The sequence below is a fragment of the Neobacillus sp. FSL H8-0543 genome, assembly GCF_038592905.1.
GTDB lineage: Bacteria > Bacillota > Bacilli > Bacillales > Cytobacillaceae > Neobacillus.
In genome coordinates this window covers 5,225,738-5,241,889 of the sequence record NZ_CP151943.1, presented here as the reverse complement: position 1 = coordinate 5,241,889, position 16,152 = coordinate 5,225,738, and the positions used below count along the sequence as shown (strand labels likewise).

Annotated in this window: 19 protein-coding genes and 1 pseudogene; 9 read left to right on the top strand and 11 right to left on the bottom strand. The window is 36.8% G+C overall.

Annotated elements, in window-relative coordinates; translation table 11 throughout:
• Positions 1-11: 11 nt before the first annotated feature.
• Both NSS81_RS25910 and NSS81_RS25905 read left to right on the top strand, forming a co-directional pair.
• The gene (locus NSS81_RS25910) at positions 12-605 is read left to right on the top strand and encodes a xanthine phosphoribosyltransferase (protein WP_342431480.1); all 594 of its coding nucleotides are present in this window, start codon (positions 12-14) and stop codon (positions 603-605) included.
• Entirely contained in the window at positions 605-1,912 is a 1,308-nt protein-coding gene (locus NSS81_RS25905) for a nucleobase:cation symporter-2 family protein (protein WP_342431479.1), read from the top strand. The genes NSS81_RS25910 and NSS81_RS25905 overlap by 1 nt, the downstream gene beginning before the upstream one ends.
• 19 nt (positions 1,913-1,931) lie before the next feature.
• Here NSS81_RS25905 and NSS81_RS25900 read toward each other — a convergent pair whose 3' ends face one another.
• Positions 1,932-2,153, bottom strand: coding sequence for a spore germination protein (locus tag NSS81_RS25900; protein ID WP_342431478.1), 222 nt, complete (start codon positions 2,151-2,153; stop codon positions 1,932-1,934).
• Between the two features lie 165 nt (positions 2,154-2,318).
• Between NSS81_RS25900 and NSS81_RS25895 the strand changes: the two are divergent.
• From NSS81_RS25895 to NSS81_RS25870, 6 genes and pseudogenes are all read left to right on the top strand, one after another.
• Positions 2,319-2,429 (top strand): annotated as a pseudogene (locus tag NSS81_RS25895) (hypothetical protein); the annotation flags it as partial.
• Positions 2,430-2,655: 226 nt separating this feature from the next.
• Positions 2,656-3,555 (top strand): putative selenate ABC transporter substrate-binding protein, encoded by a 900-nt coding sequence (locus NSS81_RS25890; protein WP_342431477.1) that lies wholly within the window; start codon positions 2,656-2,658, stop codon positions 3,553-3,555.
• 13 nt (positions 3,556-3,568) lie between these two features.
• Complete coding sequence (locus tag NSS81_RS25885; RefSeq protein WP_342431476.1) at positions 3,569-4,321, top strand: phosphonate ABC transporter ATP-binding protein; 753 nt, start codon at positions 3,569-3,571, stop codon at positions 4,319-4,321.
• A 1-nt stretch (position 4,322) separates the two neighbouring features.
• Positions 4,323-5,963: an ABC transporter permease subunit gene (locus tag NSS81_RS25880; RefSeq protein ID WP_342431475.1), complete on the top strand. Its 1,641-nt coding sequence runs from the start codon at positions 4,323-4,325 to the stop codon at positions 5,961-5,963.
• Positions 5,964-6,306: 343 nt separating this feature from the next.
• Entirely contained in the window at positions 6,307-7,479 is a 1,173-nt protein-coding gene (locus NSS81_RS25875; RefSeq protein ID WP_342431474.1) for an MFS transporter, read from the top strand.
• 67 nt (positions 7,480-7,546) lie between these two features.
• Complete coding sequence (locus NSS81_RS25870) at positions 7,547-7,864, top strand: hypothetical protein (RefSeq protein ID WP_342431473.1); 318 nt, start codon at positions 7,547-7,549, stop codon at positions 7,862-7,864.
• 48 nt (positions 7,865-7,912) lie between these two features.
• Here NSS81_RS25870 and NSS81_RS25865 read toward each other — a convergent pair whose 3' ends face one another.
• The 10 genes from NSS81_RS25865 to NSS81_RS25820 form a co-directional block, all read right to left on the bottom strand.
• The gene (locus NSS81_RS25865; RefSeq protein ID WP_342431472.1) at positions 7,913-8,479 is read right to left on the bottom strand and encodes an HAD family acid phosphatase; all 567 of its coding nucleotides are present in this window, start codon (positions 8,477-8,479) and stop codon (positions 7,913-7,915) included.
• Positions 8,480-8,518: 39 nt separating this feature from the next.
• Positions 8,519-9,271 (bottom strand): GTP cyclohydrolase II, encoded by a 753-nt coding sequence (locus tag NSS81_RS25860; RefSeq protein WP_342431471.1) that lies wholly within the window; start codon positions 9,269-9,271, stop codon positions 8,519-8,521.
• A gap of 64 nt (positions 9,272-9,335) precedes the next feature.
• Positions 9,336-9,683: a fluoride efflux transporter CrcB gene (crcB, locus tag NSS81_RS25855; protein ID WP_342431470.1), complete on the bottom strand. Its 348-nt coding sequence runs from the start codon at positions 9,681-9,683 to the stop codon at positions 9,336-9,338.
• Between the two features lie 17 nt (positions 9,684-9,700).
• Positions 9,701-10,075, bottom strand: coding sequence for a CrcB family protein (locus NSS81_RS25850; RefSeq protein WP_342431469.1), 375 nt, complete (start codon positions 10,073-10,075; stop codon positions 9,701-9,703).
• 185 nt (positions 10,076-10,260) lie between these two features.
• Positions 10,261-11,289, bottom strand: a complete 1,029-nt coding sequence (gene splB, locus NSS81_RS25845) for a spore photoproduct lyase (RefSeq protein WP_342431468.1) — start codon at positions 11,287-11,289, stop codon at positions 10,261-10,263.
• Complete coding sequence (locus tag NSS81_RS25840) at positions 11,286-11,555, bottom strand: transcriptional regulator SplA domain-containing protein (protein ID WP_342431467.1); 270 nt, start codon at positions 11,553-11,555, stop codon at positions 11,286-11,288. Before NSS81_RS25840 ends, splB begins: the two co-directional genes overlap by 4 nt.
• A gap of 102 nt (positions 11,556-11,657) precedes the next feature.
• Positions 11,658-12,623, bottom strand: coding sequence for a UV DNA damage repair endonuclease UvsE (gene uvsE, locus NSS81_RS25835; protein ID WP_342431466.1), 966 nt, complete (start codon positions 12,621-12,623; stop codon positions 11,658-11,660).
• 354 nt (positions 12,624-12,977) lie between these two features.
• Entirely contained in the window at positions 12,978-13,718 is a 741-nt protein-coding gene (map, locus tag NSS81_RS25830) for a type I methionyl aminopeptidase (RefSeq protein WP_342431465.1), read from the bottom strand.
• Positions 13,719-13,850: 132 nt separating this feature from the next.
• Positions 13,851-14,651 carry a hypothetical protein gene (locus NSS81_RS25825; protein ID WP_342431464.1) on the bottom strand — a complete coding sequence of 267 codons (801 nt, stop codon included), beginning with the start codon at positions 14,649-14,651 and terminating at the stop codon, positions 13,851-13,853.
• Positions 14,652-14,760: 109 nt separating this feature from the next.
• Complete coding sequence (locus tag NSS81_RS25820) at positions 14,761-15,399, bottom strand: pentapeptide repeat-containing protein (RefSeq protein WP_342431463.1); 639 nt, start codon at positions 15,397-15,399, stop codon at positions 14,761-14,763.
• 127 nt (positions 15,400-15,526) lie between these two features.
• Between NSS81_RS25820 and NSS81_RS25815 the strand changes: the two genes are divergently transcribed.
• Entirely contained in the window at positions 15,527-16,111 is a 585-nt protein-coding gene (locus tag NSS81_RS25815; protein WP_342431462.1) for a VanZ family protein, read from the top strand.
• Positions 16,112-16,152 lie beyond the last annotated feature (41 nt).

The window sequence follows — 16,152 nt, the reverse complement described above, 5'->3', positions numbered from 1 at the left end:
GGAGGAAAATCATGAGATTACTAGAGGAAAAAATTAAGAACGACGGATTGGTGCTTAATGATAATGTCTTAAAAGTGGATTCATTTTTAAACCACCAAATTGATCCTGTACTGATGAATGAAGTTGGTAAGGAATTTGCTCTCCGATTTAAAGAGGAAAGCATAACAAAAATAGTCACAATCGAATCATCAGGGATTGCGCCTGCTGTATTTGCTGGCTTACATCTGAATGTTCCTGTTATTTTTGCTCGAAAAAGAAAATCACTAACTCTCATCGATGATTTATTAACGGCAAGTGTTCATTCGTTCACAAAAGATGAAACCAATGAAATCTCCATTTCAAATAAATATCTAAATTCAAATGATCGCGTACTAATTATCGACGATTTTCTGGCAAATGGGCAAGCTGCACTTGCATTAGTTGACTTAGTCCAACAGGCTCAAGCTAATGTAACAGGAATAGGAATTGTAATCGAAAAGTCGTTCCAGCCAGGCTCTCAGAAATTAAATGACTTAGGCTTACGCGTGGAATCCTTAGCAAGAATTGCCTCATTAGCGAATGGAAAAGTAAAATTTATCAATGAGAAAGTGGAGGAATTAATCTAATGAAACAGAACCCATTTAAAATCGCCTCTCTAGGTATTCAGCATGTATTAGCAATGTATGCAGGTGCGGTAATCGTCCCTCTTATTGTTGGCGGTGCGTTAAATTTAACTGGTGAACAATTAACCTACCTCGTTTCGATTGATATTTTAATGTGTGGTATTGCGACGATATTACAAGTTTGGCAGAATCGCTTTTTCGGAATCGGTTTACCCATCGTCCTCGGCTGTACCTTTACAGCTGTTGGGCCGATGATCGCTATCGGTGGACAGTTCGGGATATCCGCTATCTATGGATCGATTCTAATTTCTGGCTTAGTAGTCGTACTTATTTCACAATTCTTTGGCAAATTACTTAAATTTTTCCCGCCAGTTGTCACAGGCTCCGTGGTTACCATTATCGGGATTACACTTATTCCCGTTGCCATGAACAATATTGCTGGAGGTCAAGGCAGCCCTGATTTTGGCAGTCTATCAAATATTAGTCTAGCATTTGGAACTTTACTATTTATCATTTTGCTCTATCGTTTTACAAAAGGGTTCATCCGTTCGATTGCAATTTTATTAGGACTAGCTGCTGGTACCATAGCTGCTTCTCTCATGGGAAAAGTCAATTTTGCAGCTGTTGGGGATGCATCATGGTTTCATATGGTAAAGCCATTTTATTTCGGTCTGCCAACCTTTGAATGGACACCGATTATTACAATGACACTTGTAGCAATTGTTAGCCTTGTTGAATCAACTGGCGTTTATTTTGCACTTAGTGATATCACTGGAAAAAAACTTACTGAAAAGGATTTATCTAAGGGTTATCGTGCCGAAGGTTTGGCGATTATTCTAGGCGGTCTGTTTAATGCCTTCCCATATACCACCTACTCACAAAATGTCGGGCTTGTTCAACTTTCTGGTGTAAAGGGGAAAAATGTTATTTATACAATGGGAGTTATGTTAGTAGTCCTAGGGTTTGTCCCTAAAATGGGTGCCCTTACTACTGTGATTCCAACACCTGTATTAGGCGGTGCGATGGTTGCTATGTTTGGAATGGTCATCGCATACGGAATCAAAATGCTTAGCAAGGTGGAGTTTGCTTCACAAGAAAATCTTTTGATTATTGCTTGTTCAGTAGGAATGGGACTTGGTGTAACGGCTGTTCCGGATTTATTTGCCCAACTGCCGGAAAGCATCAAAATCCTCTCCAGCAATGGAATAGTTGCCGGTAGCCTAACAGCAATTTTCTTAAATATTGTTTTTAATGTGGCTAAACCACAGAAACAAACTCAGTCTTCAGCGCAAAAACTTAAAGTTTCTTAAGAATTAATAAAGACGATGCTCATCCCAGCATCGTCTTTATTAATTCAAGTAATTCTGTCACACTTTTTTGATTTGTTCGATTTCTCTCCAGGCATGCTGTGACCTCTTCACCAGTATTATTATCACCCGCTCCAGAGTTGGCTTTTGTAACGGATATCGGAGAAATATACACCGCCCCGCCAAAGTTAACTATCCCTCCAGAGACTGTACCAATCGTTACACCATCTTGATTAACAGACATTAGATAACTCCCTCCCATTGGTTGTCCTATTATTTTATGTACAAGTTTAGAACTTGTCACTTGATCTGAACTAAAACCTCATTTTTTACCTTTTAATCCCAGTAATACTAGGGAGAAAATATAGTCAAATCCTAAAAAATCTAGTATGATGTAGGAATGTATTTTTATGAAAAGCAAAAGGAATTCATTAAAAAACAAGAAGACTTTATTGCCAAAAATAAAGCGCGCTATTCTACAACTGGTCGTGCGAAGAGCCGTCAAAAGCAGCTCAATCGTAACGTATCACTTGTCCCCTGCTAAGCATAGCAGGGGTTTTTCTGTTCATTTTTGGGAGAAAATAATTCCAATATGCTGAATCCTTATTTACCTATTGATTTTATCGATGAATAACAATTGAATATATAGATAAAATGAATTTATTTAAAAAAACCATCCACTTATAATGAAAAAGGTTAAGACTATTATCTACCACAAAAAACACAAACTAAGAGGAGAATACAATATGAAAAAATGGTTATCTGCAATTATTATTTCTATGCTTCTAATTACATTGGCTGCTTGTGGTCAAGAGGATGATAAAGCAAATGAAGGTACGAAAGAAACAAAAACAACAGAGGTGTTAAAAATCGGTGCGATTCCTGATCAAAACGCTGCTGACCTTCAAAAAGGAATGGACGCAGTCGCAAAACATCTAAATGAAAAAACAGGGTTCAAAGTGGAATTTGTTCCGACAGTTGATTATGCTGCATTAGTAACTGCCTTCCAACGTGGTGAGATTCATTTAGCTTGGTTTGGTGGCTTAACAAGTGTTCAAGCAAGAAACCTAGTTCCTGATGCTGAATCAATCGTCCAAAGACCACGTGACGCAGAATTCAAGTCAGTATTCATTACCCAAGAGGGTTCTGGAATTAATTCACTTGAGGATTTAAAAGGTAATTCCTTAACATTTGGCAGTGAAAGCTCAACTTCTGGGCATTTAATGCCACGATATTTTCTATCAGAAGCAGGGATTGACGCAAATACGGACCTTGATGGGAAGCCAAACTTCTCTGGATCACATGACACAACCTATAAGTTAGTTGAATCAGGTGCCTTTAAAGCAGGTGCATTAAATATTTCCGTTTGGGAAGCAGCTGTTAAAGAAGCTAAAGTAGATACAAGTAAAGTGAAAGTTTTTTACACGACTCCACCTTATTACGACTATAACTGGACGATTAATAGTAATGTTGAAGAAGTCTTTGGAAAAGGCGTTAAGGGCAAAGTTAAGGATGCTCTGCTTTCAATGACAGGCGAGCAAACAGAAATTGCAGATTTATTCCAAACTGACAAGTTTGTAGAAACAAAAAATGAGAATTACAAAAAGATTGAACAAGTGGCGAAAGAATTAGAGATTATTAAGTAGTAGGTGTTTAAAGATGTCTGCAAAAATGATGATAGAAGCTAAAAATATATCAAAACACTTTGAGCGGAAGATAGCCTTATCTTCCCTTTCTTTTTCTATAAAAAAAGGCGAACTGGTTGCCTTGATCGGACCGAGTGGTGCTGGCAAGACAACCTTATTAAATTCAATTGCAGGCTTGGTTTCACTTCAAAGTGGTGAGCTTCTAATCGATAGCCAACCTCTTTCCTACTATAAAAAAGGGAAACTGTTTGCCAAAAAAGTAGGAGTCATACGCCAACAGTTCGATTTGATTGGACCACTTGCGGTTATTCATAATGTCCTTGCTGGAAAATTGTCCGAATGGGGATTCGCGAAGTCCTTGTTTTCTTTACTCGTCCCTCAAGATAAAGATATAGCAATTACAGCATTAGAACGGGTCGGTCTTGCCGATAAAACGTACGAGTTAACCTCTACTTTATCGGGAGGTGAACAGCAACGGGTGGCCATGGCTAGATTGATGGTACAACAACCTGAGATTATCCTAGCAGATGAACCGGTTGCCTCCCTTGACCCCGCACGGGCGGATGATGTGCTTGCAATGCTAACTAAAATCATTGCAGAAGAAAACCAAACGTTACTTACAAGTTTGCACTCAGTTGAATACGCACGTAAATATTTTACAAGGATTATTGCTTTAAAGAATGGAGAAATCTTTTTTGATTTACCGACAGAAGAAGTAACGGATGACCTGCTAGCCGAGCTTTATCAGCTAAAGGAGCAGGTATAAAATGACGAAACTGATCCCTTTTATCCGTTTACACAAACGTTTTTCTCTTACCTGTGTGTTGATTTTCGTTTTCGTCTGGAGCTTGTCCTCCATTCAATGGAGTGCGGATGATTTAATACATGCTGGCGGGGTACCTACGATGCTGCAAATCTTCGAAGGATTAATTCACCCGGATTTAGCACCTAGTACATTAATTATCGGTTTTGAATCAGCATGGATTACCTTTGCCTATGCTGTTGCGGGCATGTCGTTAGCCATTATTTATGCATTTATAGTTGGAATACTTGCATCTGGAATGCTAACTTCTAGCAGATTCTCACGGCTTATTAATAAAATATTTTTTAGAGGTGTCCTCGGTTTCACCAGGTCCATTCACGAGTTAATCTGGGCATGGTTGTTTGTGGCAGCGATCGGTCTTTCTCCGTTTGCCGCTATTTTTGCCCTAGCTATTCCATATGGTGGAATTCTTGGGCGAATATTTGCTGATATGCTGACAGATGTCCCTGAGCAACCCATAAAGGCCCTAAAATCGACGGGTGCTTCTCGGCTACAAACTCTTGTTTATGGTTATTTACCTTTAGTTTGGGCTGATTTTATCAGTTATACCATGTACCGCTTTGAATGCGCCATCCGATCGTCGGCCATAATGAGCTTTGTTGGACTGGGTGGTCTCGGTTTTCAAATTCAATTATCACTTGCGGATTTAAAATATGAATCAGTTTGGACCTATGTCTTTTTCTTAATTGGTCTTGTCTTATTTGTGGACTTATGGAGCAGCCTAGTTCGGAAAGGGTTGACAGACCATAAGCGAAAAAAAGGCCTAAGTTCTGGGTGGTGCTCTTCCCTTTTTGCTGTCTTATTAATTATTGTTTCTTGGATGTATATCGTACTTGCCGAGAATGCAAATCTGTTCGAATTACTTTCTGATAAAAATATTGAATATGCTACAAGGTTTTTCGGTGGACTAATTGGGGTCAATCAAGAGAACCCTGCCTTTCTTAATGCAAGCAGCTGGGCATCTGCATTAACGCTTACCGTAGAGACGCTAGAAATGAGTATCATGGCCATTGGTTTCTCAACGATTGCTGCGTTTTTAACCGTCATTCCTGCTGCAAGAAATATTGCTAATGGCAGCCTTACATCAGAAAAAAAGTGGTATAACTGGATTTTATATGGAATCGTTCGTCTTTCTTATATTTTTTCACGATCCGTTCCAGAATTAGTCTGGGCGATGATGATTATTTTTATTTTGAAGCCAGGCTTATTGCCAGGTGCGATTGCCCTTGCCCTTCATAACTTTGGCATACTAGGTAAACTTTGGGCCGAAGTGATTGAGGACATGGATCCTAGACCCATTCGTAATTTAGCAACTGCTGGTGCTTCTAAAATTGAAATCTTCTTCTATGGAATTTTGCCAACAGTGATGCCCAGATTCTTAACCTATATTCTTTATCGTTGGGAAGTAATCATGAGAACAACAATTGTAGTTGGATTTGTAGGAGCGGGCGGTCTTGGTATGGACTTCAAACTTGCAATGAGTTACTTCAATTACACAGAAATCACTTTGTTGCTCCTTTGTTATATGATACTGGTGGTAATTGCTGACTTTGCTTCAGAAACAACAAGAAAAGCGGTTAAGTAGTGAGCGCATGTCCTTAAATAAGGATATGCGCTCTTTGCATCTCTTCGCTAGCTAATCACTTTCTTTCTGCTAGCAATTGCTATATGGAGACTATCTTATTACACGATTAATTAAGTACACAGTTTGTCGTCATTCTATAGTCCTAATATATTACTATTTGGTCTGATTAAGGATAAGATACTATAGTAGTTACTAAATTGACTTTAAATCCTTCTAAATACTTGTAATGTATTAACGTTTTCTATTATTCTTAGCATGTGAAGAAATTTGTACATACTACAGCAATACTAAATATAACAGAGAGATTTGAATGGGTTCAAATCATTTAGGAGTGGAAAAGCCCTTGGAAACAAAAAGAGCACTGCCGATTTTATTTTTAGTTATGTTTTTAGTGATGATTGGCTTTGGAATCATTATTCCCGTCCTTCCCTTTTATGCGGAGGAAATCGGAGCAAATCCAACTCAACTAGGTTTATTAATGGCCGTATATTCACTAATGCAGCTTATTTTTGCACCTTTCTGGGGTAAATTATCCGACCGGATCGGAAGAAAGCCAATCATGATGATTGGTATTGCAGGATTAGCTTTATCATTTTTTATGCAAGCATTGGCAACTGATCTTTGGATGTTATTTGCCGCACGGATTATTGGAGGAATTCTTTCCTCAGCTAATATGCCAACCGCAATGGCCTATGTGGCTGATATTACTACGCCTGAAAATCGCGGTAAAGGTATGGGAATCATCGGTGCTGCTGTCGGACTTGGCTTTGTCTTTGGCCCAGCCATTGGCGGGATCTTTTCAAAAACCAGTATGAGCTTGCCCTTCTTCATTGCCGGATTTTCTTCTTTAATCACTTTAGTACTTGTGTTTTTCTTATTAAAAGAAACAATCCAGAAAAAGGCCGAGAATGCTCCTATGGCGAAAAAACAATCATTATGGGAGGCCTTTAGTGGCGCTGCCACTGTTCTATTTTTATTACAGCTGCTTATCTCGCTGTCATTATCAGGCTTAGAAGCAACTTTTGCCTATTTTGCGGCAGAAAAAGCCGGGCTAAATGCTGTAAGCCTTGGGTACATATTCATGATTATGGGGTTTGCGGGAGCCATTGTACAAGGTGGCTTAGTTGGCAGATTAACCAAAAAGTACGGCGAAGGGAAAGTAATCCAAGGTGGAATTATTGTTTCAGCCATTGGCTTTGGTTTAATCCTTCTTGTCGATAGTTTTACAACCGCCGCGATCTTTTTAACCATTTTCGGTATCGGAAATGGTGTCATTCGTCCTAGTGTTTCTTCATTACTTACGAAAACCTCAACGACTGGACATGGCAGTGCAACAGGGTTATTATCCTCCTTTGACTCACTAGGAAGGATTATAGGTCCTCCCTTGGGAGGCTGGTTATTTTCGCTAGCAATTGGTCTTCCGTATATATCTGGAGCGATTATCTCTATCCTGGCATTTATTCTTTTTCAGGTTTATCGCTCAAAATCAAAAGCAGTAGTTGCCAAAACAAACTAGCATTAGGACGAAAGGACATGCATAAGATAGGTTACGAGGACTTACATAGTTAAAGGAGCTAGGTAAAATGAAATTACAAACTTTTACGATGCTTACAATCCTTTTCTTTCTATTAGCCTTAACAGCCTATCTTGATTCCCCCTTTTCGTTTGTTAATAATGACTATTCCTACATGACCAGTGAACAAGCAGTAGCTCAACCCGTTGATGTAGAACAACCGCTTAAATTACCTGTACTAGAGCAAAGACTTGACAATGTCGAACGAATCGATGGGTATATTGTGGAAACCTATCAGGAATACGAAGTCTTCTACGATAAAGACGGTAAGGTTATAAAAAGAAATCCTACTTCTAAAATGGAGACCGTTAAATATTGGGACAATTAAAAAAGCTGTTGAGGATTCTCAACAGCTTTTTTCGTTCCATTAAATTAGCTAATGTTCTTTCATTATTTCCTCAAGGTCGCTCCAATGTTTAATTCGCGGTAAATTCGAATGTTGATTATATGATTGGTCTCTTATAATTGCCTTTAATTTTTCGTTTAATAATGTATTTAAAACCTCTGGTTTGTCATCGAAGTAGTAATCAAGTTTTAATTTTTTTATTATCTCTACCTTCTCATGATCCTGCATTCCATAAAAAAATCTCGCGTCATGAACAGGAAAACCATTTTCTTTTAACCATACCTTTGTTCGTTCACCATGTTCCTTAGGTCTTGCTGTAATATAGAAAATTTCATGTCCCTGTTTCTCTAAATTATGTAATGTTTCAACCGCATTTGGAAAAGCAGGACAGGAGGTATAATAAATTTCTTCTAATGAACTATTCCACATTTCTTTTCCTTGTTCATCCGATAATCCGAAGGGTTCATGTATTTCAATTCTTTTTAGATTATTAAACTCCTCCATTGAAACAGATTGATTGAGCTTTTTATTATAAATCGTAAAGGCATGCTCTCTTAGATTTATTAATGTATCATCAATATCAAAACCAAATCTCATTAGAAAATCCCCTCATTTGAATCATTCGAATCCCAATGTTTAGTCATTTTGACTTACCCCCTTAGAATCCATGTGACCTGACTTGTTAATTTTAGTTTGAAGGTATTTTTCATTATACTCTGATACATCTCCCCATAAAGGCTGTCTTCCAGAAACCTTTAATCCAGCACTTCTTAATGCTTCTAATTTTTTCGGATTATTTGTCATTAACGTTACTGGTTTTGACCGCAATGCTTTTAGGACTTGAATAGCATCACCATAGTTTCTGGAATCGTCAACAAAACCTAGACCTTCATTCGCCTCTACTGTATCATAGCCGTTTTCTTGAAGAACATATGCCATGGCCTTACTGAATAAACCAATTCCTCTGCCTTCATGGTTCGCTAGATAAAATAATGCCCCTGTTCCATGTTCTGTAATCATCTTCATCGACTGTTTTAACTGGTATCCACAATCACAGCGCTTACTTCCAAATATATCACCCGTATGACAAATAGAATGCATTCTAATAATGGCATCCTCACCAAATTCAAAGTCTCCATATACTAAGACGCTGGATTGTTGAAACTCAGCTAAATTTTTAGAAGATAATTTATCAATAATTCGTTCAAAATCCTCGGTTACTTCCCCACAGTTTAACCAACAATACCATTGAAAGACAACCGTTTCCCCATATAAATTAACTGGAAGCCGGATTGGACCGACTAAATAGATCGCTCCCGCATCTGTTTTGATTAATTGTATTTTATCTTCTAAAACCGAAAGTACTTTAGAGTCAAGTGTTTGTTTCATTTTATAAGCCCCTTTTTAAGTTAGTATTTACACCAATAACAATGATATGCTTTTTAAAACTCAGTTATTGAAGATACCCTCCTATCCAAAATCCTAAATACGCCAGCAGCAATCCAATACCATAAGTTGTAAATAAATAAAGGAAAAATTCTTTATTGTATTTTTTTAAGTGCATTTGCACCATTTCTAACTTTAAGGTAGAAAAGGTTGTAAATGCACCCAAAAATCCGGTACCTAGTAACAATATAACCATTACATCTACTTTAGCCCCAAGAAGAATACCTAAGAGAAAAGCCCCAGATAGGTTAACTGTTAATGTTCCTAACGGTAGTTTAGTCTTAAATTTTTTATTTAATTGGTTACTTATTGAAAGTCGGGCGATTGCACCAAAAAAACCCCCGATACCAACCATTATAATATGTATTAGACTCACGATTTGTGTACCGCCGTATTGACTTTAAAGCCTAATCGACTCAAATAAAAACCTCCTAAAACACTCACAGAGACATATGTAATAGCTAATAATAACTCTCCCTTCTCAAACATAGTAATCGTTTCTACACTCAACGTTGAAAAGGTCGTAAAGGAGCCAACAAATCCTGTTCCTATTGTGGTTTTAATTAGAGGTGATAAAGACATCTTTATAAATACATTGGTGGCAAACCATGCTAACACAAAACTTCCAATTAGATTTACTAGCAAGGTTGCATAAGGAAAGGCACTATTAGTAAATAATACTAACCCAATAATATACCTTAATATCGCTCCCAAAGCTCCAGCCAATCCAACATACAAATATATCATGTTGAAAACCCTCTCTTTTTTAAAAAAAAAGAAATACATATTATTTTATCATAAAGATATATATATTCCGATTATAATGTACTCACCAATCATCATGTATATTAAAATATTATTTTTGGTTAAATAATTTCATAAAAAAACAAATAAATTATAAATGGACTACTGGAATCCAGTAGCCCCGGTACTTAAGTGAAGTATTCTAATTTGGCATCTGGGAAGAATTTTTCCATATAACCGTAAAGATGCTCTTTAATATCTGCTTCTTCTTCTTTTTGGTAAATGTATTTTCCAATCCCATATTTGCCCCATTTATATCTTCTTTTTTCTTCATCCAGTTCCAATTTAGTCATCGGATAGTTTTTTTCAATTACTCTTTTTGCCGGTTTGGTAAAACGATGTTGAATGAACTCAAAGGTTAAATCCTTTTTAGCTTCTGGCGGTAATTCCGCATCGAGCCGTTCAAACATATGATAGTATCCATCCTCCCAACCTTCATGAAGATAAATCGGTGCCACGATAAATCCTAGCGGATACCCTGCTCTGGCTATTTTTCCAGCCGCTTCTAATCGTTTGGCTAAGGGTGATGTACCAGGTTCAAAGTTTTTTATAATAAAATCGGCATTAATACTGAAACGAAATCTTGTTTTTCCATTATGCTTTGCATCAAGCAGATGATCTACATGATGAAATTTAGTAACAAATCGGAGTTTCCCGTATTCCGATTGTCCAAAATGCTCTATCGCCCGTTTTAATGTATGTGTCAAGTGATCAATCCCGACAATATCAGACGTACAGGCAGCTTCAAACCTTGTAAATTCAGGTGCGCGTTCCTCCATATATTTGTCGGCAGCATCCAGTATTTCTTCGACATTTACATAGGTACGGATATACGGCTTTGTCCCCATCGTTGTTTGTAGATAACAATAATGACAGTGACCCATACAGCCCGTTGCGAAGGGAATAGCATATTCGGCTGACGGCTTTGAGGTATCAAACTTTAGCGTTTTTCTTATTCCTACTACTAGAGTGGACTTTGCCACCCGGTATTTTTGAAAATCACTATCGCCAGGAAGATCCCTGATTTGATTATGTGAGGTAGTATTTCGAATCTCAACATCCATTTTTTTAAATTTTTCTAATAGCTCTCTTCCTAGTGGATATTCAAGTGCTTTAGGTTCGAAATATACGAGTCTGGGTGTAAATGGTTTAATCATTCCAGCGTCCCCTCAGAAACAGAAACATTACCAAAGTAATAGTCATAAGCTTGTTCTGCCTCTGCAGCTGTTGAGTACACGGCTGTTTCATTCGATAATGGGTAGTAGGTTTCATACAAAAATAGTGCTAATTCATTGGGATTTTCAGGATTATTTACCACTGCTGCTGATTGAACATTTGCTACGTCCTGTGTATGCGGGTTACGGTAGAAAACATAGACAACATCACCTGGACGATAAGATTGGTTTTCGTTACTTAGTTCCACGCTATCACCTTTTCTTTGCAAAATTCTTCGTTATTAAATTTTGCCTTTAGAGCAATGAAATTATGCCTTGCTTGGTAGTGGTAATAGTTAGTGAAAAGTGCTTTAAATCAGATGAAACGAGGAACCATCAATTACTTCCACGTCTTTTCTTTGTTTAATCTCTTCCATCAATTTAAAAAGTGCTTCGTCTTTCATTTTCGCCTCAATCATACAGTCAATTTGCGGAGTGCTTCCCTTGATTTCTTTAAGGAAGTCGAAAAACATTGACATGTCTACGTAATCTGAATGATGCCGAAACTCTTTCTCGCTTTTTGGACTCGAAATATGCATTTTTATTGGGAGCGGAGAATTCCTCCATGTATTTAAAACACGATCCCAATGGTCTTGCCAATTTTCGTTATGATGGTGTGCCAGGTGATGGTGGTAATCAAACACGAGAGGAATATCAAGTTTTTCACATAAATAGAGCGTCTCTTCTAAAGTGAAAGAAGTATCATCATTTTCTAACATGATCATTTTTTGAATCGCTCGCGGAACGTCCATCCAATTGTCAACAAACCGTTCGAGTGACTTTTCCGTTTCATCATAATTGCCGCCAACATGCATCACGCAACGATGAGCAGCGTCAATTCCCATCCCTTTTAATAGTAAATAATGCAACTTTAACGTTCGTATAGAATTTTTAAAAATATGTTCTTTTGGGGAATTAATAAGGACAAAGTGATCTGGATGAAAATCTATTCTGATCTTATGTTTTTTTGCATAGTTTCCAATTTCAACCAGCATTTCTTTTAACGGCTTCATATAATCCCAGTCAAGTAGCTCTTCATGGTTTGCTAGAGGAATAAGCCGTGAAGTTAATCGATAAAAATGAATATCAGATGCGGCATTATGCTTTAATAATCGTAAGGTATTATGTAAGTTCTCTAGCGATATTTTTTCTAATTTCCGAAGGGCTGCATCCCTGTCGTCAATTTTTTGAAATTGGCTAAAGGTCATCGTTTTAGATGGCGATGCATTTTTCAACTCCATGCTCATGGCAACATAACCGAGCCGAACAATCGTCATTTTTTCAACCTCCTCCGATAGTGGTCATACAAAATAATAGAGGAGGTAAGCCTCCTCTAAGTCATTCAAACGTTTATGTAATAATTCCGTCTTAAACGCGAATTCTCCAGCTGCACAATCCTTACAATTCACCCTATGAGTTGAACAGCTTGGTCCTGACATACTCAGCAACCTTCCTTCAATTAAATTTGGGTTAAACTAATAAGGTATTCACCTCATAAGCCTATCCAAATTCGGGCCAATTAAACTTAATTGTTAGGATAAAAAAAGAAAAATTGAGTAGCAAAATTGTGAACAACAAAAAGAGCTGAAATTAAATTTTCAGCTCTTTACCCAATAATTCTTTATTTTCTTTTATTCTGTAATAATTATTGGTCCGTTTTTGGTAAGTATCATTGTGTGTTCGTATTGTGCTACAAAGCTTTGTTCAGTAATATATGTCCAACCATCATCGGTTTGAAATACTTCTTCATCATGTGTCGAGATAAATGGTTCAAAGGCAATGACCATTCCATCTCTTAACAATCCATAATCATAGGTTTCATTATAATTATAAACATGATCAGGTGATTCATGAATGGAGCGTCCGATGCCGTGACCTGTAAGGTTTTTTATAACCGTTAGCCCATGCTTTCGTGCTATTTGATGGACAACTTTACCCATCCCGCTGATTTTAGCACCTGGTTTTGCTTTTGCTAGACCGGCTTCAAATGCCTCTTTCGCCACTTCACAAATTTTCTTTAGAATTTCTTCACCTTCACCGACTACAATTGAAATACCTGTATCCGCGAAGTAACCATTTTTGGACCCAGAAACATCTATGTTCACCAGGTCTCCTTCTTGAATGACTCGCTTCCCAGGAATACCATGGGCCACTTCTTCGTTCACACTAATACAAGTATATCCAGGAAAATCGTATTCTCCTTTTGGTGCTGAAACTGCTCCTGCCTTTTCGAAAAGCTCTCCCGCAATTTCATCAAGTTCTTTCGTTGTAACTCCCGGTTTCGTTCTTCGTACTAGCTCATCTCTAATGGAAGCCACAATCTTACCAATTTCCTTTAACCCATTAAAATCCGCTTCTGTCTTTGCTATCATATGTCATTTCCCACCCATAAAAATTTTTGTTCTTAATAAACTTCACTAATAGATTGTACATTTAAATGAGTATTAAATAAACCCAAATGGCAGGGAAAATGGAAGTAGGGACTTGAATGGAGACCCTAAAGATTATTCGATTTTTATTTTAGTGAATAATTTTATTTCAGATTGGAATTTTTCTAAGATTTCTTTGAAGGTGGAGTTAATGATGAGGGGGAAAAGGTTTTCTAAGGCATCGTTGTAATTTTGACCTAATGCTTCCCGTAAAACAACATATTCATGGAAGAGCAAGGCCTTTTCAAAATCAATACCTAAATCATATAAGCCTTTATATAGTTGATCTTTATGAATCTGTTTAATTTTCTTTAGGACCTTTTCATTTTTTTCAATAAAACTTTCTTCCACATAGCGTGTAACGTAATCTGTATAAATCATTTGACCAATTTCATTTGTTTCTTTATTTGAATAATTAAATCCGATCACGCGTCCGCTCTTATTTTCACGGAGGATAAACGTTTTATTCCCTTTTAAATGGGAGATGAAATTTTTTACACTTTTATCAAATATTTTATTGAATTGAATGATTTCTTGGAGTTTAACAGCAAAATCTTTATGTTCTTCACCAACAACAAATAAGCGGTCAACGATTGGCAGTAATTTCAATACTCCTTCAGATAACTGACTGGAAGCATCATAAATAATGATATCGAATTCTTTCTTCATCGCTTTTACTTTTCTTTTTTGCTCCGTTACTGATAAGGTTGAGAAACCATGAATAAGTTCATTGGATATTTCTTCTTTTTCTAATGGTTCATACGAAATGAATGCTGCTAATAAGTTTGTATTCATTTTTAGCCAGCGATAAATGGATAAAGACAATTCGGTTACACCTGATTTTGCTTTTGGCGAATAAAAACCAACCAAATACATATCGCTCACAATCCTTTTATTTATACAATATTCAAATAGGAAGGCAATGTTGTAGACAAACTCATAAGAAAAAAAGAAGAGCTGCCCATAGGGACAACTCGATTTGATATTATTCTTTAATTTTCAGTCCCATTAATCGGGCAAATCCAATCGCCTGTTCCTCTGATACAACGCATCCTGCTAAATCTTCTATCGATACGTTTAATTGGTTAAATGTGCAACTACTTAAATCGACCCCCTTAAGCGGAGTTCCTTCAAAGCTTGCTTCATTTAAATCGCAGACAACAAACATGATTTTATTAAATTTTGACTCAAAGAAATCAACATTCCGAAGTGAACAGGAAATAAACTTGACTTGCTTTAATTTTGCATAGCCTAAAGAACATAAATTAGCATTACAATTTTCGAATAGAACATTGCCAAGGGATGCATCTGAAAGATTAAGACCGAGTATTTTAGATTCTTTAAATTCAACTCGATGAATGCTTCCGCCGCTAAAATCTGTATTAGACAGATCACAGCGTTCAAAGATAACATCTGTTAATTCTATATTTTTAAATGAAACATCCATAAACACAACATTCTTAAAGACAACTTGGTCAAAGCGTATTCTATTAATATCTTCACCTATTATTGAACAATCTTGAATGATGGACATTTCAAAATAAGGCTCGTCCATCATTTTAAAATCTACAGGTGTTAACTCTTGTGGAATCTTAGGTTGTTGAATTTTTAACGTACTTGACATTTAATCGCACCTTTGCACTTTTCTTGATTCGCTTTCAATAAGGATAACACAGGCATTATCTTAATGTAATTAATTGTATTGCTAATGATATAATTAATTACATTAAGATAATGAACGGGGTATATTCATGAAAAAATCACTATTTATATCAATGATCCTATCTATTATTGGATTTCTACTTTTATCACCTGTATTTTCCCAGTTACTCTCCTATCTTCATCCGCTGGTCTTGCTAGTGGTGTTTTTATGTATAGTTTTCATTATTTTCTTTCTAGTCTTATTAATACGAAAGCAATCACTAACCCTACCCTATTCTTTATTTCTCATTCTATTCGTTTTATATACGATTTTCCTATTGGTATTGTTATTTATCCGTCCAAACGACCAAAGCTACAATTCTTTAAATCTTGTTCCTTTTTCTACTATTTCCCTTTATCTTTCTGGGAAGGTGAATGGTCTAGTCTCATTTTATAATCTCGCTGCTAATATTGGCTTATTTATCCCCTTTGGAATTTACCTCCAAGAAAGTAGATACTCCAACTGGAATTTGATTATTATTCCAATTGGAGGCATTTCATTCATCGAAGTACTTCAATTTATTACCCATCGGGGCAGCTTAGATATCGATGATCTTGTGTTAAATACACTGGGTGTTTTCCTTGGCTATTTACTTTATCCTCTATTCAATCGTGTGATTACAATTAAATATTAACTAGAATGGAAAAGCGCCAGTATCTCTACTAGTTCCCAAGA